The following is a 21311-nucleotide window of genomic DNA, read 5'->3' on the forward strand; positions in this document are numbered from 1 at the left end:
TGCCCCCATCCCAACCTTCCCCCGGGAGGGGAAGGAGCAATGCATCAAACCCGTGTCGCATGTCCTGTCTTTCTCCCTCCCCTTCCGGGGGAGGGTCGGGGTGGGGGCACGGCGGCCGAGCGAAGCAATGGCCCGACCACAAGCCGAGCAAAGCGATGGCTCGTTAGATGCCCCCTCCCCTCTGGCTGCGCCGAGGAGCGCAGCGTTTCGCGGATCAGGGCTCGCAGCTGTCTGAGCGAAGCGAGTTCTGCGAGACCCCGCGAAACGCGAGCACCGCAGGTTGCCCGCAGCGAAGCGAAGGGTCGCAGACAGCGGGGTCGCCTTTTCTTTGCTTACGTTCTTTTGGCGAAGCAAAAGAAAGTAAGTCGCCCGCCGGGGCGAGTCCCGGCCTCGGAAAACAAACCTTACGACACAGCCCGAATAGGAATGTAGATCTCCCCACCCCCCGCCATGAACTCCTTCGACTTCTCCTCCATCCCCTCAGCCATAGCCTCCGCCTCGGCAACCCCCTTCTTCGCCGCGTACTCCCGCACTTCCTGAGTGATCTTCATCGAGCAGAACTTAGGCCCGCACATCGAACAGAAGTGCGCCACCTTGCTCGAGTCCTTCGGCAGCGTCTCGTCATGAAATTCACGCGCCGTATCCGGATCGAGCCCAAGATTGAACTGGTCCTGCCAGCGAAATTCAAAGCGCGCCTTGCTCAACGCATCGTCGCGCGACCGCGCCCCCGGATGCCCCTTCGCAACGTCCGCAGCATGCGCCGCAATCTTGTACGCAATGATCCCTTGCTTCACGTCATCGCGATCGGGCAACCCGAGGTGCTCCTTCGGCGTCACGTAGCACAGCATCGCCGTGCCGGCCCAGCCGATCATCGCGGCTCCGATCGCGCTGGAGATGTGGTCGTACCCCGGCGCGATGTCGATCGTCAGCGGCCCGAGCGTGTAGAACGGCGCCTCGTGGCAGTGCTTCAGCTGCTCGTCCATGTTCGCCTGGATCATGTGCATCGGCACGTGCCCCGGCCCTTCGATCATGGTCTGCACATCGTGCTTCCACGCGACCTGCGTGAGTTCGCCCAGCGTGCGCAGCTCGGCGAACTGCGCCTCGTCGTTGGCATCGGCGCCCGAGCCCGGACGCAAGCCGTCGCCCAGCGAGAAGCTCACGTCGTACGCCTTCATGATGTCGCAGATGTCCTCGAAGCGCTCGTACAGAAAGCTCTCCTTGTGGTGCGCGATGCACCACTTGGCCATGATCGAGCCGCCGCGCGAGACGATGCCCGTCATGCGGTCCGCCGTGAGGTGAATGAACGGCAGGCGCACACCCGCGTGAATGGTGAAGTAGTCGATGCCCTGCTCGGCCTGCTCGATCAGCGTGTCTCGGAAGATCTCCCAGGTGAGGTCTTCGGCCACGCCGCCCACCTTCTCCAGCGCCTGGTAGATCGGCACGGTGCCGATGGGCACGGGGCTGTTGCGCACGATCCAGTCGCGCGTGGTGTGGATGTTCTTGCCGGTGGACAGGTCCATCACGTTGTCGGCACCCCAGCGGATCGCCCACACGAGCTTCTCGACTTCTTCCTCGATGCTGGAGGTGACTGCCGAGTTGCCGATGTTGGCGTTGATCTTCACCTTGAAGTTGCGGCCGATCGCCATCGGCTCGACCTCGGGGTGGTTGATGTTGGCGGGGATGATCGCGCGGCCGCGGGCCACCTCGTCGCGCACGAATTCGGGCGTGATGATGCGGGGAATGCGCGCGCCCATCGGGTTGCCGGCCACGCGCTTGGCGCGTTCTTCGTTGGCGAGGTATTCGGCCATCCACTCGCGCTTGCCGTTCTCGCGCAGGGCCACGTATTCCATCTCGGGCGTGACGATGCCGCGGCGCGCGTAGTGCATCTGCGTGACGTTGGCACCGGACTTCGCGCGGCGCGGCGTGCGCTGCAGCGCCGAGGCGCCGGCGCGCAGTTCGGCCAGGCGCTGGGCATCGTGGTCGTGCGCGTGCTTCAGGCCCTCGTCCAGCGCCTGGTGCGAGCGGCCTTCGTAGCTCTCGGTGTCGTTGCGCTCGGCGATCCACGCGTCGCGCACGCCAGGCAGGCCGCGGCGCACGTCGATGTCGACCTTGGCATCGGTGTACGGGCCCGAGGTGTCGTAGAGCGACACCGTCTCGCCGTTGGTCAGCAGCACGTCGCGCACCGGCACGTTCAGGTCGGGCCGGCTGCCCGGGATCAGGCACTTGTGCGATGCGGGAAAGGGCTCGCGCGTGAGCGAGAGCAAAGAGGTGAACTTGTCGGGGGCATTCATGCGGGGCACTCCTTGTTGAGGGAAAGGGTGCTCCGCAATCGCTCGGTGGACTTGGGGCCGTCGCGGAAGGTGGGCGACGGAACCTCGGTCAGGGAGTGCAGCTCTTCTTACGCCGGTATGACCCGGATCAAGTTCGCGGGTCGGCAGCTTTGCCATCTCAGCACACCACATGTGTGCACCCCGGAGCGGGGCTGATTGTGCGAGCCCCGGCCCGGCCCGTCAACCCGCCGGCCAATGCAGTGCTGCGGTCACTGTCTTTTCGTGGAACACCGCGGAACCGGCTTTGCCGGGCCGCAGGTGTTGCCCCCGGCAGGGGAAAGGCGAAGCGACACGAAGTGCGCGAAGCCTGGGGGCGAGCCTATTGCAAGTCGCCTTCGAGGTAATACCAGCGTTCGCCCTCGCGCACGAAGCGGCTGCGCTCGTGCAGCCGCGTGGCGGTGCCCGTGCTGCTGCGCTGGCGGGCGACGAATTCGACCTCGGCGTGGTCGGCATCGAGCACCGAGCGCGAGCGGATGTCCAGCCCCAGCCACTTGACGCCCGGTTCGAACTCGATCGAGGCCGGCCGCTTGGACGCATCCCAGGTGGCCAGCAGGTACTCGGCGCGCTGCAGCACGAAGGCCGAATAGCGCGAGCGCATCAGCGATTCGGCGTCGGGGGCGGGCGTGTTCTCGAAATCGTCGAGATAGCGGCCACAGCACAGGGCGTAGCCGATGGGCTTGTCTCGGCGGTCGGTGCGGCCGCAGGGGCAAGGTCCGGTGGTGGGGTCGATGGCGCTCATGAAGACCGCTATTGGAACACCTCGGGGCAATCCCTCCGATGGGGCAACCCCGGAGCTAGGCCAGGCGGCTCGCGGCGATGGCGTCCTGCAGGGCGCGCGCATCGGCCGGCTTGTAGATCAGCGCATAGCCCGCACGCTCGACCTCCACCCGGTTCGCATGGGCGGTTTCGCCGGTCAGGATGACCACGTTGCGCGCCTTGCCGACCGCCTGCAGCGCCTGCGCCGCAGCGAGGCCCGAGAGGCCGCTGCCCAGGCGCAGGTCGCTCAGCATCAGGTCGAACACGCCGCCGTGCTGCAGCGCCTCGCGCGGATTGGCCGCCAGCGCCACCTCGTGGCCCCAGCCGGAAAGCAGCGAGCGCATCGCCTCGCGCACGGGCTGCTCGTCGTCGAGCACGAGGATGCGGATCGCGGAGGTCGTCCGGCCAGACCCCGATGCGCAGGAATGGGCCGGCGCGTCCGCCTCCGGCACCTGCGGCGGTGCGGGCGCCTCCTCCAGCACCAGCGAGAAGGTGCTGCCGCGCCCCGGCGCGGAGCGCACCTCGATGCACGAGCCCATCACCCGTGCCATGCCGGCCACCAGCGACAGGCCCAGCCCGAGTCCGCGGCTGCGGTCGCGCCCGGGGTTGTCGACCTGGAAGAACTCCTCGAACACGTGCTCCCGGTGCTGCGCCTCGATGCCCACGCCCGAGTCGCGCACCTCGATGCGCCAGGCCGGCACGCCGTTCGCGGGGCGCTGCACCCGCCGCGCGCGCACGAAGACGGTGCCTTCGGGCGTGTATTTGATGGCGTTGTCCACCAGGTTGCCCAACACGCGCGCGAGCATGCGCGCATCGGCCCGCACCACCGCCTCGGTCGGGCGGATGCGCAGCGCCAGGCCCTTGGCCTCGGCCAGCGCCGCGAAGCGCCCGTTGAGCGACCTGAACAACGCATCCAGGCGCAGCGGCTCCAGCCGCACCGGCGCCACGCCGCCATCGAGCTGCGCGATGTCCAGCAGCGCGTCGATGGAGCCGCGCAGCGCATCCACGCTGTCGCGCATGAAACGCAAGTTGTCGGCGCCGGGCGGGCTGCGCGTGTCGAGCGCATCCACGAAGATCGCCAGCGCATGCATCGGCTGGCGCAGGTCGTGGTTGGCGGCGGCGAAGATGCGCGCGCGCTGCGCGGCCATCTGCGCCACATGGTCGAGCTGGCGCGACAGGGCCTCGGCCAGGCGCGCGTTCTCGAAGCCGTTCTCGATGGAGCGCACGATCAGCCGGTTCTGCTTGCGCGCGTAGTGCAGCGATGCCAGCAACTGAGACACCGCCAGGCACCCCATGATCACCGGCACGCTGCCCGGCTCCAGCACCAGCCGCAGCGCCAGGCTCAGGAACACCGGCACGCCGAAGCACACAGCGGCCAGCCACCACTGCGCGAGCGCCGCGATGATGACGCCGGTGGTGCCGCTCACGAAAAAGTACATCAGGAGGATGTACGCAAGATCGCCGTGCGGAAAGAAGAGCCACGGCGCCAGCGCCCACACCAGCCCCGGGAACAGCATGCGCAGCTCCAGCTGGCGGCGCGTGCGCGCGGCCGACGCGACATCGATGGCCGCCGGATCCACCCGGTGCAGGTGGCGGTGCATGTTCCACTGCATCGCGTGCACCAGCACGGCCCACACCAGCGTGCCGCGGTCGCCGGTCAGCACGAGGAACATGCCCCAGAACACCGCCGCGATCATGGCCGCCGACAGCGGCGTGTCGCGCGTGTCGACGATGTAGGCGCGGGCCAGGCTCTGGTCGACGAGCGGGTCGGCATTCGGGGACTCGACCCAGTAGGCGCGCAGCCGTTGCCACAGGGGAACGGGCACGGGAGCGGCAGGGGCTGGAGGAGACGATGGGAGCGAAGACATGGGCGGCTTGGCCGCGATTCTGCGCGCTCCGTGTGACCGCCCGTGCGGCCCGCGGGCATCCACCCTTGGCGCGGCGCTTGCTAAACGCTAGCCTTGCATGCGACAACCAGAGCGAGGCGGCGATGTACCTGACAGGCTCCGAACAGCAGGCGCTGCGCGGCGTTTTCACGCTGCTGGCGCAAGAGCGCGGCGAAAGCGACATTCGCGAGCGCCTGGGCTGGGCGCTGCTCGACCTCTTGCATGCGGACCAGTTCGCCTCCTTCGTGTGGAACGCCGAGCGCGGCCGCTTCGACGGCCGCGTGGCGCTCAACATGGACCCCGCCAACCTCGACCGCTACGGCGAATGGCACCAGCACCACGACCCGATCACCTTCGTGCTGCAGTCGCACCGACGCGCCACGCGCGTGACCGACGTGATGCCGCAGCGCGAACTGATGCGCACGGCCTTCTTCACCGACTTTCTCTCGCGCGACGGGCTGCACTGGGGCATGAACCTGCATGCCTTCGAGGGCAACCGCGCGCTGGGCGACCTGCGTATCTGGCGGCGCAAGGGCCGCGGCGATTTCGGCGACCACGAGAAGGCGCTGCTCGACCTGATCGAGCCCGCGTTCATCGGCGCGCTGCAGCGTGCGCAGCGCACGGCGGCTGCGGTGCCGATGCCTGCCGAGACTTCATGGAATGCCCTGAGCGCGCGTGAGCAGGAGGTCGCACGCGCCGTGTGCGAGGGCCTGACCGACAAGGAGATCGCGCGGCGCATGGCGGTGAGCGTGCCCACGGTGCGGACCTACCTGCGGCGCATCTTCGACAAGCTCGGCATCGAGCGCCGGTCGGCGCTGGCGGGGCTCGCCCAGCGCTGAGGCCGATCCATATCCACGCCCCCGCTCCCCGCTCCCCGCTCCATCGGGCCAGAACCAGAACCGTTCGGGCTGAGCTTGTCGAAGCCTCGCGCGGCGCTTCGGCAAGCGCCGCGCGAACGGCGCCTTGTTTCTTTGAGCGTGCCGGTTGCGGAGCAGCCGCAGCGCTCTATTTTCTGGGTGCCGGCAGGCGACCCAGCACGCCTTCCACCGCGAGGCCAACGGCGAGCAGCTTGCGGTCGCTGCCGGCGGGCCCGTCGAGCTCCAGCCCGATGGGCAATCCACTCGTCGCACCCAGGCCCGAGGGCAATTGCACGCCCGGAATGCCGGCGTTGCTGCCGGGGTCGGTGTTCTGGATCAGCGCGCCGAAGTTCTCGGGGCTGCTGGCCTCGGGCGCGGCCGCCAGCGCAACCCGCGGCACGGTCGGGAACACGAGCGCATCGAGCCTGTTCTTCGCGAAGGTGTCGCGGTAGAGCTTCTGCAACGCGGGCCGCGCGACGCGCATCGCGTTGTCGTAGGCCGGCTTCGCATCGACCGTGCCGTTCGGCGCAGGGAGCTTGCGCGGGATCACGAAGGCCTCGAAGGTGCCCTTGACGTCGGGGCTCGCGATGCCGGCCGTGAGCTGCGCGATGTCGATGCCGGTGCGGTACTTCGCGAGGTAGGCCACCATGTCGTCGTGCGCTTCGTAGAGCGCGACCGGGAAACCGATGGCGCCGTTGATCTCCATGAGCCTGGGCATCTCCACGTCCACCAGCGTGACGCCCGCCGCGCGCAGCCTGGCGAGCGCGGCGTCGGTCGCGGCGCGCGTGTCGGCGTCCAGGTTCTCGTAGAAGGCCGGCACCACGCCGAGCCGCACGCGCTTCAGATCGGCGGGCTTCACCGGCGCGCCGCCCGCGATCACGCGGTCGAGCAGCGCGACATCGGCCATCGACTGCGCCATCGGGCCCGCGGTGTCGCGGGTGTGCGAGATCGGCGCGATGCCCTGCTGCGAATAGCGCCCCATGCTCGGACGCAGCGATGCGCAGCCGTTGAACGCGCACGGGATGCGCACCGAGCCGCCGGTGTCGGTACCCAGCGCCGCCGGCGCCATTCGCGCGCCGAGTGCCGCGCCATTGCCCGACGACGATCCGCCCGCGATGCGACTCGGGTCGTAGGCGTTGCGCACGCCGACCTCCGGGCCGCTCTGGAACGCGGGGTTGTAGCCCGTGACGCCGAAGGCCAGCTCGTGCATGTTCGTCTTGCCGAGGATGACCGCGCCGGCCGCGCGCAGCTTCGCGACCACGGGCGCATCGGCAGCGGGCACGAAGCCCTTGAGCGCGGGCGAGCCGGCCGTGGCGGGCAGGCCCTGCACCTGGATGTTGTCCTTGATGACGACCGGCAGGCCGGCCAGCGGCTTGCAGGCACCGCCGCGCTTTCGCTGCGCATCGGCGGCACGTGCGGCCTTCAGCGCACCGGCCTCGTCGAGCGTGACGAAGGCATTGAGGTTCGCCTTCGCCTTGGCTTGCGCCAGGTAGGCCGTGACGAGCTGCTCGCTGGTCACCGTGCCGGCGCAGAGCTGCTGCACCGCATCGCTCGCGGTCAGCGCGGCAATGTCCGGCGCAGCGGTTTGTGCTTGCGCGGATGCCCCGAGGCACAACAGGGCCGCGGCGAAGGAAACGGGTTTGGCAATGGACATGGCAAGGACCTTCGACGAAGAGACCGCCATGCTGCGCCGCCGGCGGCATCCTGTCTGTCATCCAAACCGATGACACGGACCGACCGCGCTACCGGAACATCACCCACTCGGGCCGCATGTTGAAGCGCACCGGCAGGATGCTCACGCCCAGCCCGCTCGTCACGTACATGCGCCTGCCCTTGTGCGCGATCCAGCCGTAGGCCCATTCGCGTGGCGCACGTCCCGGCACCACCAGCGCGCCATGGCCCGGCACGCTGACCTGTCCGCCATGCGTGTGCGAGGCGACCACCAGCCCCTGCGTGCGCGGCATGGTCGCGAAGCTGAAGGGGTCGTGCATCATGACGAGCGTGGCGGCGCCCTTGGGCACGCCGGCCAGCGCCTTGTCGGGTGCCGAGTGGCCGGTCGAGTCGTCGCCGATGCCGACCACCCAGATGTCGTGGCCCGGCAAGCGAACCGAGGCGTTTTCCAGCACCCGGATGCCCTGCGCAGACAAGGCCCGGGCGGTGCGTTCGCCGTCGTGCCACCAGTCGTGGTTGCCGAGCACCGCGTACACACCCTGCGGCGCCTTCAGTCGGCCGAGCACGGCGGCCATGTCCTCGATCGAAAACGCCTCGTCGTCGCCCGAGCCCGCGAGGAAGTCGCCCGGCAGCAGGATCACGTCGGGCTGCGCCGCATTGATCTCGTCGACGATGCGCGCGGCGCGCTCCGCGCCGGTGACGCGCCACGCCGAGCGCGTGGTGAGGTGCCAGTCGCCCGCCATCGCCACCTTGAGGCCGGGCGGCGGCTGCCACTGCGCCGAGCCCAGCGGCTCGATGCGCGCGGCGACCCAGCGCGGTTCGATGACGAAGCCCCACGCCGCCAGCGCCGCGAGCACGAGCGCGGCGGCGATCCGGCCCCAGGGGCGTCTGGGGAATGCCGTCACGGGCGCTTCAATTCGGGATAGATCGTCATCAGCTGCATGGCCACGCCGTTGGTCCAGCCGAAGCCGTCCTGCAGGGCGTACTCGCCGCCCCCGGCCTCGCCGCTGTTGTCGACGACGTTGTATTTCTCGACCAGCTTGCCGCTGCCGGCATAGACCTGCTGCACCTTGCCCATCCAGCGCGTCGCGATGTCGCGCGCGAGCGCCTCCTGGCCATAGCGCCTGAGACCGTCCACCGCGACCCATTGCAAGGGCGCCCAGCCGTTGGGCGCATCCCATTGCTGGTCGGTCGGGATCGGCGTCGTCACCACGCCATGCGGCTTCACCAGCGCCTTGCTCGTCCAGGCGGCCACGCGGGCCGCCTGTGCCGGTTCCGTGAGGCCGACGAACAGCGGGTACAGCGTGGCGGCGCCCGGGCGGCCGGTGGGCTGCTGCCTGATCCACTGATAGTCCACGTAATGGCCGCCGGCTTCGTTCCACAAGTACTTCTGCACCGCCGCACGGCGGCGTTCGGCGCGCTGCGTGAAATCGCTGCTGCACGCGGCGTCCCGCACGCGCTCGCAGCCCAGGCGGATCGCGTTCTCCAGGCCGTACAGCAGGCTGTTCAGGTCGACCGGCACGATAGCCGTGGTCTCGATGGTGGCCAGCGTCTTGCCGTCGGCGAACCAGCGGCTGCTGAAGTCCCACCCGCTCTCCGCGGCGGCGCGCAGATCGCGGTAGACCTCGGCGGCAGGGCGGCTGCTCTTCCTGGCGAGCGCGACGTCTTCCGCATAGGACTCGTCGCGCGGCACGGCGCGGTCGTCGTAGTAGCGGTTCAGAACGCTGCCGTCGGGCAGCGCCACCACGCGGCGGTGCGCGGTGCCCGGCGCGAGCCCCTTCGCGCCGTCCATCCAGAACGCGTATTCGCGCTGCAGTTGCGGCAGGTAGCGCGCATAGGCGCCGGCCTCGTCCTGCGTGGACAGGAGGCCGACCATCTTGAAAAAGAACGGCGGCTGCGAGCGGCTCAGGTAGTAGCTGCGATTGCCGTTCGGGATGTGGCCGTAGCGGTCGATGAGGCTCGCGAAATTGCCGACCATGTCGCGTATCGCGCGCGGCTCACCGTTCTGCAGCAGGCCCAGCATGGTGAAGTACGAGTCCCAGTAATACACCTCGCGAAAGCGTCCGCCCGGCACCACGTAGGGCCCGGGCAGGGGCAGCAGCGACGAACCGGCGGCCGGCTTGCGCGGCTGCTGTGTCAGGTGCGGCCAGAGCCTTTCGATGTGCTGCACGAGCGACTGCGAGCGATCGCTGACGTAGGCCTCGCCCTTGTCCTGCGGCAGATCGAAATGCTGCTGCACGAAGGCGGACAGATCGAAACCGGGACGGTCCCTTTCGCGCTTGTATTGCGCAGCGACGAAGGCAGGTGAACCCTTGGGCACGGCATCGACGAACGTTTTGCCGTCCTTGAAGACCTGCCCCAGCTGCACCGCGGCGAAGAGCTCCGGATACAGCGCGGAAGGCGGCGCCGGGTATGCCGCGGCGGGCCTGGAGGCAACGCGTACTTCAGCGTTCGCCGGTGCGTCGAGTGCGCCGAATGCGAGGCCGGCTGCCAACGCGGCAGCCGCAACGATCGAGAAGCCCGGGCGACGGTGCGGCGTGGCCGCGACTGCCTGAGTTATGTCAGTCTCCCCTTTTGTTCAGCGGAAACTCTACAGGACGGGTGACGGTCGGCGACCGTCACCCTGCGCACGGCGGGGCTTCAGGCCAGGGCGCGCTGGATCAGCAGCTTCTGGATGTCCGACGTGCCTTCGTAGATCTGGCAGACGCGCACGTCGCGGTAGATGCGCTCGAGCGGAAAGTCGTTCACGTAGCCGTAGCCGCCCAGGGTCTGGATGGCGGCACTGCACACGCGCTCGGCCATCTCGCTCGCGAAGAGCTTGGCCATTGCCGCTTCCTTCAGGCACGGCAGGCCCGCATCGCGCAGGCTGGCGGCATGCCAGATCAGTTGGCGCGCCGCTTCGATCTGCGTCGCGCATTCGGCAAGGCGAAAGCCCACGGCCTGCTGGTCGAAGATCGAGCCGCCGAAGGCCTGCCGCTCCTTGGCGTAGGCCAGCGCCACGTCGAACGCGCTGCGCGCCATGCCCACGCTCTGCGCGGCGATGCCGATGCGGCCGCCTTCGAGCGCGCCGAGCGCGATCTTGTAGCCCTCGCCTTCGGCCCCGATGAGGTTCTCTGCCGGGATGCGGCAGCCGTCGAAGTTGATCTGCGCGGTGTCGCTGCTGTGCTGGCCGAGCTTGTCTTCCACGCGCGCGACCGCATAGCCGGGTGCGTCGGTGGGCACGATGAACGCGCTCATGCCGCGCTTGCCCGCGCCCTTGTCGGTCACCGCGATGACGATGGCGACCTGCCCGTTCTTGCCGCTGGTGATGAACTGCTTGACGCCATCGATCACGTAGCCGTCGGCGTCCTTGCGCGCGGTGGTGCGCAGGCTCGATGCATCGCTGCCGGCCTGCGGCTCGGTGAGGCAGAAGGCGCCGAGCATCTGGCCCTGCGCGAGCGGCTCGAGCCACTTCTTTTTCTGCTGCGCGTTGCCGTAGCGCATGAGGATCGCGTTGACCGGGCAGTTGGTCACGCTGATCGCGGTGCTCGTGCCGCCGTCGCCGGCCGCGATTTCTTCCAGCACCAGCGCGAGCGTGAGGTAGTCCAGGCCCGCGCCGCCATGCTCTTCGGGCACGCAGATGCCGTAGGCGCCCAGCGCCGCGAGACCCTGGTGCGCCTCCTTCGGGAAACTGTGCTCGCGGTCCCACTTGGGGGCGTTGGGCCAGAGTTCGGCTTGCGAAAAATCGCGCACCGCGTCGCGGATGGCTTCTTGGTCGGCTGTCAACAACATAGCAATTCCTTTTCTGTGGATCGGCGGTCGCCGCCGGGCCGCCCCAAGGCGGACCGCGCCTCCCCCTCGGGGGGTGGAGTTACACGAGCAAAGCGAGTGAAAAGCCGGGGGGCACCATTTACTTGCCCGAGCCCAGATCCATGATCAGGCGCGCAGCCATGTACAGGCGGCGCGGGATGGCGCTGATGTCCACGTACTCGGCCTTGTCGCTGTGATAACCGAAGCCCGGCAGGCCCAGGCTCTCGATCACCGGCTTGCCCGACAGCGCCGCATAGGCCGCGTCGGTGCCGCCGCCGGTGCGCTCTTCCACGCCCAGGTTGCCGCCGGCTTCCTTGTAGAAGGCCACGGCCTTGTCGACCAGCTTCTTGCCGCCTTCGCCCGCATTGAAGGCAGGGCGACCGCGCGTGACCAGCACCTTGACGTCGGCCTCGGGCAGCTTCTTTTGCTGCGCCTTTTCTTCGAGCGTCTTCATTGCGGCCTCGAAGTCTTCGTTGCGCGCGTAGCGCACGTCGGCATTCAGCGTGGCGCTGGCCGGGATGATGTTCGACACGTTGCCGGCCTTGGCGATGGTCCAGTTGAAGCGCAGGTTCTTCGCCTTGTCGTCGATGTTCATCGTGCGCAGCACGAGGTCCGATGCTTCGACCAGCGCATTCACGCCGAGCTCCGGTGCGGCGCCCGCGTGCGAGGCCTTGCCGGTGATGTTGACCTGCACGTACGCGATGCCCGAGGTGCCCAGCGAGAGCTTCTCGTCGCCCGCGCCGGTGGGCTCGAACGAGAGCACGTAGTCGGCGAGCTTCGCTTCTTCCTGGATCAAGTCGCGCGAGCCGAAGGAGCCTTTTTCCTCGTCGGTGTTGAAAAGCACGGTGATGGTGCCGTAGTCGCGCACGCCGTAGTCCTTCAGGAGCTTCAACGTGTGCAGGATGACCGCGTTGCCGCCCTTGTCGTCGGCGATGCCGGGGCCGTAGGCCTTGTCGCCTTCGACCTTGAACGGCGCCTTGGCGAGCGTGCCCTTCAGGTACACGGTGTCCATGTGCGAGAGCAGCAGCAGGTTCTTGCCGCCGCGGCCCTTGAGCTTGCCGATGATGTTGTCGCCGACCACGATGCCGGCCGACTTGCTGCGCGTGACGGTGAAGCCCAGCGTCTTGAGTTCGCCTTCGAGGTAATTGCCGGCGGCGGCAATGCCTTCGGCGTCGCCGGTGCCGGTCTCGATGTTGACGAGTTTCTCCAGCGTCTTGATGACCGCGGGCTGCTCGTCGGTCGCGGCCTGGAACAGCACGTTGTCGCGCTTCTGCGCCCAGCTGGCGGCAGGTGCCAGGAAGGCGGTGGCCAGCAGGGCGGCCAGGGCGGTACGGTGGATGGATGGGCGCATGAAATCTCCTGCTCTGACGCAATATCTGATTGTTGAAATGCCGGATGGCGAAAGCCGGCGCGTCCTCCCTCGGACGCCGCCGGCGTGTGCTGTTTAGAGCAATTCGAGTGCCACGGCGGTGCCTTCGCCGCCGCCGATGCACAGCGTCGCCACGCCGCGCTTCTTGCCACGCGCCTTCAGCGCATGGATCAGCGTGACCATGATGCGCGCGCCGCTCGCGCCGATCGGGTGGCCCAGCGCGCAGGCGCCGCCATTCACGTTGACGATCTCGTGCGACACGTCGAGTTCGTGCATCAGGGCCATCGGCACCACGGCGAAGGCTTCGTTCACTTCCCAGAGGTCCACGTCTTTTACCGTCCAGCCGGTCTTCTTGAAGAGCTTGGCAACGGCACCGACCGGCGCGGTGGAGAACCACTCGGGCTCCTGCGCATGCGTGGCGTGGCCGACGATGCGGGCAATGGGCTTGGCGCCGATCTTCTTCGCGTGCGACTCGGTCATCATGACCAGCGCCGCGGCGCCGTCGTTGATCGACGAACTGGATGCGGCGGTGATGGTGCCGTTCTCTTTCTTGAACGCGGGCTTGAGCGTCGGGATCTTGTCCAGCTTCACCTTGCCCGGGCCTTCGTCGATGGAGATCACGGTGTCGCCGCCGCGGCCCTTCACGGTGACCGGCGTGATCTCTTCCTTGAACGCGCCCGATTCGGTCGCGGCCTTGGCGCGCTGCACGCTGGCGATGGCGAAGGCGTCCTGCTGCTCGCGGGTGAACTTGTACTTGGCTGCGCAGTCTTCGCCGAAGGTGCCCATCGAGCGGCCCGGCTGGTAGGCATCTTCCAGGCCGTCGAGCATCATGTGGTCGTAGATCTTGTCGTGACCCATGCGGTAGCCGCCGCGCCCCTTGAGCATGAGATACGGCGCGTTGGTCATGCTCTCCATGCCGCCCGCGACGATCACGTCGTGCGTGCCGGCCAGCAGCAGGTCGTGCGCGAGCATCGCGGCCTTCATGGCCGAGCCGCACATCTTGCTGAGCGTGACCGCGCCCGCGCTGTCGGGCAGGCCGCCCTTGTACGCGGCCTGGCGCGCCGGGGCCTGGCCCTGGCCGGCCATGAGGCAGTTGCCGAACAGCACCTCGCCCACGCTCTCGGGTGCGATGCCGGCGCGCTCGACGGCGGCCTTGATGGCCGCGCCGCCCAGGTCGTGCGCGGAGAGGGAAGAAAAGTCGCCCTGAAAGCCACCCATGGGGGTGCGGGCGGCGCCGACGATGACGATGGATTCGGACATGAGGGTCTCCTTCTTTGAATGCGAATGTGAATGTGAAAGTGGAACGGTCGATCGCAGCGGTGGCGGCGGTCGGTCAGAAATGGGTCGCGTGCCCCTCGTGCTGGAAGCGCTGCGATTCTTCGTACGGGAACACATCCAGCATCTGCCCGGCCTGGATGCGTTCCTTGTGGTGCTGCCAGAAGGCAGCGTCGAGCAGGTCGGCGTGGTGGGCCATGAAGGCGGCACGCACGTCCTTGTTGCCAAGCAGGAAAGGCTCGAAGGTCTCGGGGAACACATCCTTCGGGCCCACCGAGTACCAGACCTCGCCGCTCATCTCGTCTTCCTCGTTGCGCGGCGCGGGGACTTTGCGGAACTTGCAGTCGGTGATGTATTCGATCTCGTCGTAGTCGTAGAACACCACCTTGCCGCCGCGCGTGACGCCGAAGTTCTTCCACAGCATGTCGCCGGGGAAGATGTTGGCCGCGACCATGTCCTTGATGGCGTTGCCGTACTCGACCACCGCGTGCTCCAGCTGGTCCTTCGCGCGCCTTGCGTGGGCCGGGCTCTCGGGGTCGGCCAGCGTGTCGAAGGCTTCCTGCAGGTAGATGTTCAGCGGGATCATGCGGCGCTCGATGTAGACGTGCTTGACCACGACCTCCATCTCCCCGTTGCCGTCGCGGTCGCCGATCTCCAGCTGGCTGGGCGCGAACTTCTGGATCTCCTCGATCAGCTCGGGCTCGAAGCGGTCGAGCGGAAAACCCACGTCGCTGTACTCCAGCGTGTCGGCCATGCGGCCCACGCGGTCGTGTTGCTTGACGAGCATGTACTTGCCCTTGATCTGCTCGCGCGTCGTGTCCTTCTGCGGCGGATAGAAGTCCTTGATGACCTTGAAGACGAACGGGAACGAAGGCAGGTCGAACACCAGCATGACCATGCCCTTGATGCCGGGCGCGATGCGGAAGCGGTCGCTCGAGTAGTTCAGGTGCGAGAGGAAGTCGCGGTAGAAAAGCGTCTTGCCCTGCTTGGCGAGGCCCAGCGCGTTGTAGATCTCGGCGCGCGGTTTGCGCGGCATCAGCGAGCGCAGGAACTGCACCCAGGCAGAGGGCACTTCCATGTCGACCATGAAGTAGGCGCGCGCAAAGCTGAAGAGCATCTGCAGGTCGTCTTCGCCGAAGAGCGCCGCATCAATGTAGAACTTGCCGGTGCTGTCATGCAGGATCGGCAGCGAGAACGGAATCTCGGTGAAGCCGTTCAGGATCCTGCCGACCACGTACGCGCCCTTGTTGCGAAAGAAAAGGCCCGAGAGCACCTGCAGCTGGAAGTTGGCGCGCAGCTTGACCTGGTGAAAACGGTTCAGGACGACGTGCGCCACGCGTTCGGCATCGCGTCGCTTGTCGGCGTAGCTGCCCTGCAGCGCGAAGTCGTCGAGCATCTGCACGAGGGTGTCGGCCAGCGTGTCGTGCGCGGGGTAATACGGACGGTAGGTCGGCGCGCCGCGCGGCTCGATGTACTCGGTGCTGATCGCGGGGCGAACGAAGATGAAATCGTTCTGGAAATACGCGCGGTGCAGGATCTTGGTGGTCACCGAGTTGAAGAAGCTCTCGGCCAGCTCGGGCTGGTGGTGATCGACCAGGAGGCCGATGAAGTGCAGCTTGACCTGGTGCCACACCTCCATCGGCTGGTCGCCGGCCTTGAACTCTTTCTCCAGCCGGGCCACGGCCTCGTTCACGCGCAGGTCGTAGAACTCGATGCGTTCGCGCTGCGCCCGCTGCTGGCCGTGCCAGTCGGCAGTCTCGAAACGGTGCTTTGCCCGCGCCGATTCGGCGCGGAACAACCGGTAGTGCCGGTTGAACCCGTCGATCATCGCCTTGGCGATGTCGTAGGCCAGCGGTGAATCGAGACGCTGCGGGAACATGGGCCCGGCCGGGTTACTTCGCCGCGTCTTCGGTGCGTTCGGTGCCGTCGGCGCCGGCCTGCGCGGTCGGCGACAGGCCGTACGGCTTGCTCCACTTGTAGCGGATGCGCTGCACCGCGGCCTTGTACGCTGCATCGAGCGGCTTGGCGCCGTCGACGCTCAGGCCCAGGTCCTGCAGGAGGCCGTCGTGCACGCCGAAGGTCCAGCCGTGGATCTGCACTTTCTGGCCACGCGCCCACGCATCGACCATGACGGTGCTCACGGCCACGTTGACCACCTGCTCGGCCACGTTGAGCTCGCACAGCGCATCGACGCGCACTTCTTCGGGCAGGCTCTCGATCATCACGCTGTGGCGGTCGCGCACGTCCTGGATATGGCGGATCCAGTTGTCGGCCAGGCCGATGCGCTTGCCGCTGAGCGCGGCCTTCACGCCGGCGCACCCGTAGTGGCCCACCACCATGATGTGCTCGATCTTCAGGTGCTCCACCGCGAACTGGATCGCCGAGAGCGCGTTGAGGTCGGAGTGCACCACGATGTTGGCGACGTTGCGGTGCACGAACACTTCGCCCGGCTCCAGGCCGGTGATCTGGTTGGCGGGCACGCGGCTGTCGGAGCAGCCGATCCACATGTAGCGCGGCGTCTGCTGCTTCACCAGGCTGGTGAAGAAGCCGGGCCGGTCGCGTTCCATCTGTGCGGACCAGGCACGGTTGTGGGCGAACAGGTCTTCGAGGTTGTTGTCGGACATAGGTCGTGATTGTCGATGAGTCGTGGATTCGTCAGGCCGCGCGCGCAGGCTTGGCCGCTTTCTGGGCCTTGGCCAGGGTGGCACGGCCCTTTTTCTCATGCTCCCTCACTTCGGCCAGGTTGGCCTGCAGCTCGTTCAGCTGCGCCTCCAGCTGGGCCCGGTGGGCGCCCAGCACGCCGAGAAACTTCTGCAGCTGCGGCACGGTGTCGCGCGGGCTGTCGTACATGTCCAGGATGTCCTTGGCCTCGGTCAGGCTCAGGCCCAGGCGCTTGGCGCGCAGCGTGAGCGTGAGCCGCGCCCGATCGCGCGCGCTGTACACGCGCTGCAGGCCGGCGCGCTCGGGCGTGAGCAGCCCCATGTCCTCGTAGAAGCGGATCGCCCTCGTGGTGAGGTCGAATTCCTTCGCGAGTTCGCTGATGGTGAAGGTTGGCGCGGACATTCGGAAATGGGGACGAGGGGACGTTCCTGAACCGTCAGGAGGGGCGTTACGGGGGCGACAGCAGGTTCTTGCCCCGCTCCCTACAATGATGCCACCTACACATGACGTTTACGTAAACGTCAATCTTACATGAACCTCCTCGAACGCGAACTCCACTACACCCTGGGCGACGCCCTGCCCGGGCCCGGCGAAGCGCTGGAAGTCGCGCCCGGCGTGCGCTGGATCCGCATGCGGCTGCCCTTTGCGCTGGACCACATCAACCTCTGGCTGCTGCGCGACACGATCGACGGCGTGGAGGGCTGGAGCGTCGTCGACTGCTGCATCTCGCACGACGAGGCGCGCGCGCAATGGGAGCAGATCTTCGAGACGCAGCTGGAGGGCCTGCCCATCGTGCGCGTGATCGTCACCCACATGCACCCCGACCACATCGGCCTGGCCGACTGGCTCTGCAAGCGCTGGGGCGCGCCGCTGTGGATCAGCGCCACCGACTACCACGTGGCCCGCGTGCTGAGCACCGCCGGCGACACGCTGGCGGGCGGCGATGCGGCCGCGGACTTCTTCGCCTCGCACGGCATGACGGACCCGGTGGGCATCGCCAAGATCCGCGCGCGCACCAACTACTACGCGAACATGGTGCCCTCGGTGCCCGACCGGTACGTGCGCATGATGGATGGCGACATCGTCACCATTGGCGGGCGCGACTGGCGCTGCATCAGCGGCTACGGCCATGCGCCCGAGCACATCGCGCTCTACTGCGATGAGCAGAAGCTGCTTCTGGGCGGCGACATGATGCTGCCGCGCATCTCGACCAACGTGAGCGTGCATGCGGGCGAGCCCGAGGCCAACTCGCTGCGGCTCTTCCTGGACAGCATCGACAAGTTCAAGGCGCTGCCCGTCGACACCGTCGGCCTGCCCTCGCACGGCAAGCCGTTCACCGGCATCCACCGCCGCGTCGACCAGTTGCAGGAGCATCACCGCGATCGCCTGGCCGAACTGCTCGAAGCCTGCACGGCGCGCGCGCTCACGGCCGCCGAGGGCCTGCCGATCCTCTTCAAGCGCGAGCTCGACCTGCACCAGATCACCTTCGCGATGGGCGAGACCGTGGCGCACCTGCACCTCCTGTGGTTTTCGGGCCAGGTAATGCGCGAGCTGGGCAAGGACGGCGTCTACCGCTTCGGCCCCCGGAGCGCATCCGCCTAGGGAATTAGACTCGGCGGATGGACACACTGGCCGAGCTGCGCGCGGGTCGGCTGGCAGGCGCCACCAGGCTCGATCTCTCGTGCGGACTCACCGAGTTTCCGCGCGAGATCTTCGACCTTGCCGACTCGCTCGAAACACTGAACCTCTCCGGCAATGCGCTCGATGCGCTGCCCGATGACCTGGGCCGCCTGCACAAGCTGCGGGAGCTTTTCTGCTCCGACAACCGGTTCACGAAGTTGCCCGAATCCATCGGGCAATGCAGCAAACTCGACATCGTCGGTTTCAAGGCCAACAGCATCGCGAACGTGCCGGCCGCCGCGTTGCCGGCCTCGCTGCGCTGGCTGATCCTCACGGACAACCAGATCGAGGAACTGCCCGACACGCTGGGCCACTGCACGCGGCTGCAGAAGCTGATGCTGGCAGGCAACCGTTTGAGCCGGCTGCCTGACCCGATGGCTGCGCTGCAGCGGCTCGAACTGCTGCGCATTTCTGCCAACCGTTTCGAATCGCTGCCCGATTGGCTGCTCTCCTTGCCGCGCCTCTCGTGGCTCGCAGCTGCCGGCAACCCCTTCGATACGCAAGCCGAAGACGCGGCCATCACGGCGCAGTCGGTGCCGCACGTGGCTTGGCAAGACCTCGCGCTCGGCAAGAAGCTCGGCGAAGGCGCATCGGGCGTGATCCACCAGGCGACGCTGAAGTCCTCGCAGCAGGACGTGGCCGTGAAGCTCTTCAAGGGTGCGGTCACCAGCGACGGCTGGCCGCACAGCGAAATGGCCGCCTGCATCGCAGCCGGCGCACACCCCACGCTGATCGCCGCGCAGAGCCGGATCGATGGCCACCCCGACGGCACGGAAGGGTTGGTGATGGCACTCGTGCCGCCGTCGTTCCGCACGCTCGCGGGCCCGCCGAGCCTCGCATCGTGCACGCGCGACGTCTATGCGGACGATGCGCAATGGACCGCCGATGTCGCGCTGCGCATCGCACGCGACATCGCCTCCGCCATGCAGCACCTGCACGCGCGCGGCATCCTTCACGGCGACCTCTACGCGCACAACATCCTGTGGAGCGCACAAGGCGGCGGACGACTCGGCGACTTCGGCGCGGGCTGGATGACGGGCTCGCTCGATGCGAGTCAAACCGCTGCGTTGCAGCGCCTCGAAATGCGCGCCTTCGGCTGCCTGCTCGAAGAGCTGCTCGCGCGCTGCAGCAATGCGCCGCCCACCGCTGTGTCCGCATTGAAAGATCGCTGCATGCATGCCGACATCGCCTCGCGCCCGTCGTTCGACGAGGCACTGCGCATCCTGCAGCGGGAAGCCGCGCCGTGAGCCGCCCGCGCCAGACCCCGCCGCTGCCCACGCGCGACGGCGTCGGCCCGAGCTGCGTCGGCCTGCCCTACGGCCCCTGGCCGACCATTGCCGAGTTCCTGATCGAGCGCTTTCCCGCCATCACGCGCGACGCTTGGCTCGAGCGCATCGCTGCGGGCGACGTGATCGACGAGCACCGCCATCCGGTCACCATCGAGCGCCGCTACGAATCGCCGCTGCGCGTGTATTACTACCGCACGCTCGACGGGGAAGTGCACATCCCTTTCGAGGAGCAGGTGCTGTTCCAGGACGACCATCTCGTCGTGGCCGACAAGCCCCCGTTCCTGCCGGTCACACCCACCGGCAAGTACCTGCAGGAAAGCCTGCTGGTGCGGCTCAAGCGCAAGCTCCGGATCGACGACCTCGTGCCGCTGCACCGCATCGACCGCAGCACCTCGGGCCTGGTGCTCTTCTCGGTGCGCCGCGAGACGCGCGGCACCTACCAGCAGATGTTCCCGGAGCGCCGCATCGCCAAGCACTACGAGGCGGTGGTGCCGTGGCAAGAGGGCGTTTCCTCGGTGCCCGACGTCTACCGCAGCCGCCTCGTCGACGACGAGCACTTCATGCGCATGCGGGAAGAGCCGGGCGAGGCCAACTCCGAGACGCGCATCGAGGTGCAAGAGGTACGGGGCGGCCGCGCGCTGCTGCGGCTCTCGCCCGTCACCGGCCGCAAACACCAGTTGCGAGTGCACTGCCTGGCGCTCGGCATGCCGATCGAGAACGACCCGATCTACCCGGTGCTGCTGCCCGAGAACACCGACGACTTCGACAAGCCGTTGCAGCTGCTGGCCAGGTCCGTCGCGTTCCAGGACCCGGTCACGGGCGACCTGCGCAGCTTCACCAGCCCCCGGGGCCTGTCGCTGGCACCAAGGTGACGCGGCGCGGGCGCGCTGCGCACTAAGCTCGTTTCCTGAAGTTCTTTCAATTCAGGAGACACCCGCACCATGGACACCACCCAACTCTTCTCGCTGAAGGGCCGCACCGCCTTGATCACCGGCGGCTCGCGCGGCATCGGCCGCATGATCGCCGAGGGCTATCTGGCCCAGGGCGCGCGCGTGTACATCTCGGCGCGCAAGGCCGCGGCTTGCGACCAGACCGCCAAGGAGCTCTCGGCCTTCGGCCATTGCGTTTCGCTCCCGGCGGACGTGTCCACGGTCGAAGGCGCGCAGGCGCTGGTCGCGGCTTATGCGAAGCACGAAGACTCGCTCGACATCCTCGTGAACAACGCCGGCGCCGCCTGGGGCGCGCCGTATGCCGAGTTCCCCGAAAGCGGCTGGGACAAGGTGGTCGACCTGAACCTGAAGACGCCCTTCTTCCTCACGCAGGCGCTCACGCCGATGCTCACGAAGGCCGCGACCGACCACCTCTCGAAGGTGATCAACATCGCCTCGATCGACGGCATCTCGGTGAACCCGCAGGAAACCTATTCGTATGCGGCCAGCAAGGCCGGGCTGATCCAGCTCACGCGCCGCATGGCGCTGCGCCTGGCACAGGAGCGCATCGTGGTGAGCGCCATCGCCCCCGGCGCGTTCGCCTCCGACATGAACAAGGATGCGCGAGACCACGGCGACGAGGTCAAGGGCCGGATTCCCGCGGGCCGCATCGGCACGCCGGAAGACATGGCCGGTGCCGCGATCTACCTGGCCTCGCGCGCGGGCGACTACGTGATGGGCTCCACGCTCGTCGTCGACGGCGGCGTGACACACGCGCGCTGAGCGCCTGAGGCTTGCCGAAATAGAGATCCGTTCACG

At 67.7% G+C, this 21311-nt stretch carries 17 protein-coding genes and 1 riboswitch; of the genes, 5 read left to right on the forward strand and 12 right to left on the reverse strand.

The features are described from left to right. Positions 1–404: 404 nt before the first annotated feature. From thiC to RT97_RS31785, 3 genes are all read right to left on the reverse strand, one after another. Entirely contained in the window at positions 405–2291 is a 1887-nt protein-coding gene (thiC, locus tag RT97_RS31775) for a phosphomethylpyrimidine synthase ThiC (RefSeq protein ID WP_042582863.1), read from the reverse strand. 87 nt (positions 2292–2378) lie between these two features. Then, positions 2379–2484: riboswitch (TPP riboswitch) on the reverse strand. Positions 2485–2649: 165 nt separating this feature from the next. Beyond that, on the reverse strand, positions 2650–3069 hold the full coding sequence (locus tag RT97_RS31780; protein ID WP_042582864.1) for a YchJ family protein: 420 nt from the start codon (positions 3067–3069) through the stop codon (positions 2650–2652). 55 nt (positions 3070–3124) lie between these two features. Then, entirely contained in the window at positions 3125–4912 is a 1788-nt protein-coding gene (locus RT97_RS31785; RefSeq protein ID WP_042582865.1) for an ATP-binding response regulator, read from the reverse strand. Between the two features lie 164 nt (positions 4913–5076). Between RT97_RS31785 and RT97_RS31790 the strand changes: the two genes are divergently transcribed. Further along, positions 5077–5811 carry a helix-turn-helix transcriptional regulator gene (locus tag RT97_RS31790; protein WP_042582866.1) on the forward strand — a complete coding sequence of 245 codons (735 nt, stop codon included), beginning with the start codon at positions 5077–5079 and terminating at the stop codon, positions 5809–5811. Between the two features lie 166 nt (positions 5812–5977). Here the strand turns inward: RT97_RS31790 and iaaH are convergent, their stop codons facing one another. The 9 genes from iaaH to RT97_RS31835 form a co-directional block, all read right to left on the reverse strand. Beyond that, complete coding sequence (iaaH, locus tag RT97_RS31795; protein ID WP_216595202.1) at positions 5978–7483, reverse strand: indoleacetamide hydrolase; 1506 nt, start codon at positions 7481–7483, stop codon at positions 5978–5980. A gap of 88 nt (positions 7484–7571) precedes the next feature. Continuing rightward, positions 7572–8405 carry a metallophosphoesterase gene (locus RT97_RS31800; protein WP_042582867.1) on the reverse strand — a complete coding sequence of 278 codons (834 nt, stop codon included), beginning with the start codon at positions 8403–8405 and terminating at the stop codon, positions 7572–7574. Further along, positions 8402–9994, reverse strand: coding sequence for an alpha,alpha-trehalase TreF (treF, locus tag RT97_RS31805; protein ID WP_253278364.1), 1593 nt, complete (start codon positions 9992–9994; stop codon positions 8402–8404). Before treF ends, RT97_RS31800 begins: the two co-directional genes overlap by 4 nt. A 146-nt stretch (positions 9995–10140) precedes the next feature. After that, positions 10141–11271: an acyl-CoA dehydrogenase family protein gene (locus tag RT97_RS31810; protein WP_042582869.1), complete on the reverse strand. Its 1131-nt coding sequence runs from the start codon at positions 11269–11271 to the stop codon at positions 10141–10143. A gap of 118 nt (positions 11272–11389) precedes the next feature. Continuing rightward, positions 11390–12640, reverse strand: coding sequence for a glutamate carboxypeptidase (locus RT97_RS31815; protein ID WP_042582870.1), 1251 nt, complete (start codon positions 12638–12640; stop codon positions 11390–11392). Positions 12641–12733: 93 nt separating this feature from the next. Further along, the gene (locus tag RT97_RS31820; RefSeq protein WP_042582871.1) at positions 12734–13918 is read right to left on the reverse strand and encodes an acetyl-CoA C-acyltransferase; all 1185 of its coding nucleotides are present in this window, start codon (positions 13916–13918) and stop codon (positions 12734–12736) included. A gap of 73 nt (positions 13919–13991) precedes the next feature. Then, positions 13992–15812, reverse strand: coding sequence for a bifunctional isocitrate dehydrogenase kinase/phosphatase (gene aceK / locus RT97_RS31825; RefSeq protein ID WP_042582872.1), 1821 nt, complete (start codon positions 15810–15812; stop codon positions 13992–13994). A 13-nt stretch (positions 15813–15825) separates the two neighbouring features. After that, positions 15826–16557 (reverse strand): carbonate dehydratase, encoded by a 732-nt coding sequence (gene can / locus RT97_RS31830; protein ID WP_042582873.1) that lies wholly within the window; start codon positions 16555–16557, stop codon positions 15826–15828. A 31-nt stretch (positions 16558–16588) separates the two neighbouring features. Then, the gene (locus RT97_RS31835; RefSeq protein ID WP_042582874.1) at positions 16589–16996 is read right to left on the reverse strand and encodes a MerR family transcriptional regulator; all 408 of its coding nucleotides are present in this window, start codon (positions 16994–16996) and stop codon (positions 16589–16591) included. Positions 16997–17125: 129 nt separating this feature from the next. Here RT97_RS31835 and RT97_RS31840 point away from each other — a divergent pair, with 129 nt between their 5' ends. From RT97_RS31840 to RT97_RS31855, 4 genes are all read left to right on the forward strand, one after another. Beyond that, entirely contained in the window at positions 17126–18196 is a 1071-nt protein-coding gene (locus RT97_RS31840; protein WP_042582875.1) for an MBL fold metallo-hydrolase, read from the forward strand. A gap of 17 nt (positions 18197–18213) precedes the next feature. After that, positions 18214–19521 (forward strand): leucine-rich repeat-containing protein kinase family protein, encoded by a 1308-nt coding sequence (locus RT97_RS31845; RefSeq protein WP_042582876.1) that lies wholly within the window; start codon positions 18214–18216, stop codon positions 19519–19521. After that, on the forward strand, positions 19518–20435 hold the full coding sequence (locus RT97_RS31850; RefSeq protein WP_042582877.1) for a pseudouridine synthase: 918 nt from the start codon (positions 19518–19520) through the stop codon (positions 20433–20435). The genes RT97_RS31845 and RT97_RS31850 overlap by 4 nt, the downstream gene beginning before the upstream one ends. 69 nt (positions 20436–20504) lie before the next feature. Further along, on the forward strand, positions 20505–21275 hold the full coding sequence (locus RT97_RS31855; RefSeq protein WP_042582878.1) for an SDR family oxidoreductase: 771 nt from the start codon (positions 20505–20507) through the stop codon (positions 21273–21275). Positions 21276–21311: the final 36 nt, after the last annotated feature.

This window comes from Variovorax paradoxus, from assembly GCF_000834655.1.
Lineage (GTDB): Bacteria > Pseudomonadota > Gammaproteobacteria > Burkholderiales > Burkholderiaceae_C > Variovorax > Variovorax paradoxus_F.

Bases quoted from the DNA above. Each gene is read 5' to 3' on its own strand.
- RT97_RS31810 (WP_042582869.1), bottom strand. From the start codon at position 11,271: ATGTTGTTGACAGCCGACCAAGAAGCCATCCGCGACGCGGTGCGCGAT.
- RT97_RS31845 (WP_042582876.1), top strand. From the start codon at position 18,214: ATGGACACACTGGCCGAGCTGCGCGCGGGTCGGCTGGCAGGCGCCACC.
- RT97_RS31780 (WP_042582864.1), bottom strand. From the start codon at position 3,069: ATGAGCGCCATCGACCCCACCACCGGACCTTGCCCCTGCGGCCGCACC.
- can (WP_042582873.1), bottom strand. From the start codon at position 16,557: ATGTCCGACAACAACCTCGAAGACCTGTTCGCCCACAACCGTGCCTGG.
- iaaH (WP_216595202.1), bottom strand. From the start codon at position 7,483: ATGTCCATTGCCAAACCCGTTTCCTTCGCCGCGGCCCTGTTGTGCCTC.
- thiC (WP_042582863.1), bottom strand. From the start codon at position 2,291: ATGAATGCCCCCGACAAGTTCACCTCTTTGCTCTCGCTCACGCGCGAG.
- RT97_RS31835 (WP_042582874.1), bottom strand. From the start codon at position 16,996: ATGTCCGCGCCAACCTTCACCATCAGCGAACTCGCGAAGGAATTCGAC.
- RT97_RS31855 (WP_042582878.1), top strand. From the start codon at position 20,505: ATGGACACCACCCAACTCTTCTCGCTGAAGGGCCGCACCGCCTTGATC.
- aceK (WP_042582872.1), bottom strand. From the start codon at position 15,812: ATGTTCCCGCAGCGTCTCGATTCACCGCTGGCCTACGACATCGCCAAG.
- RT97_RS31815 (WP_042582870.1), bottom strand. From the start codon at position 12,640: ATGCGCCCATCCATCCACCGTACCGCCCTGGCCGCCCTGCTGGCCACC.
- RT97_RS31790 (WP_042582866.1), top strand. From the start codon at position 5,077: ATGTACCTGACAGGCTCCGAACAGCAGGCGCTGCGCGGCGTTTTCACG.
- RT97_RS31820 (WP_042582871.1), bottom strand. From the start codon at position 13,918: ATGTCCGAATCCATCGTCATCGTCGGCGCCGCCCGCACCCCCATGGGT.
- RT97_RS31840 (WP_042582875.1), top strand. From the start codon at position 17,126: ATGAACCTCCTCGAACGCGAACTCCACTACACCCTGGGCGACGCCCTG.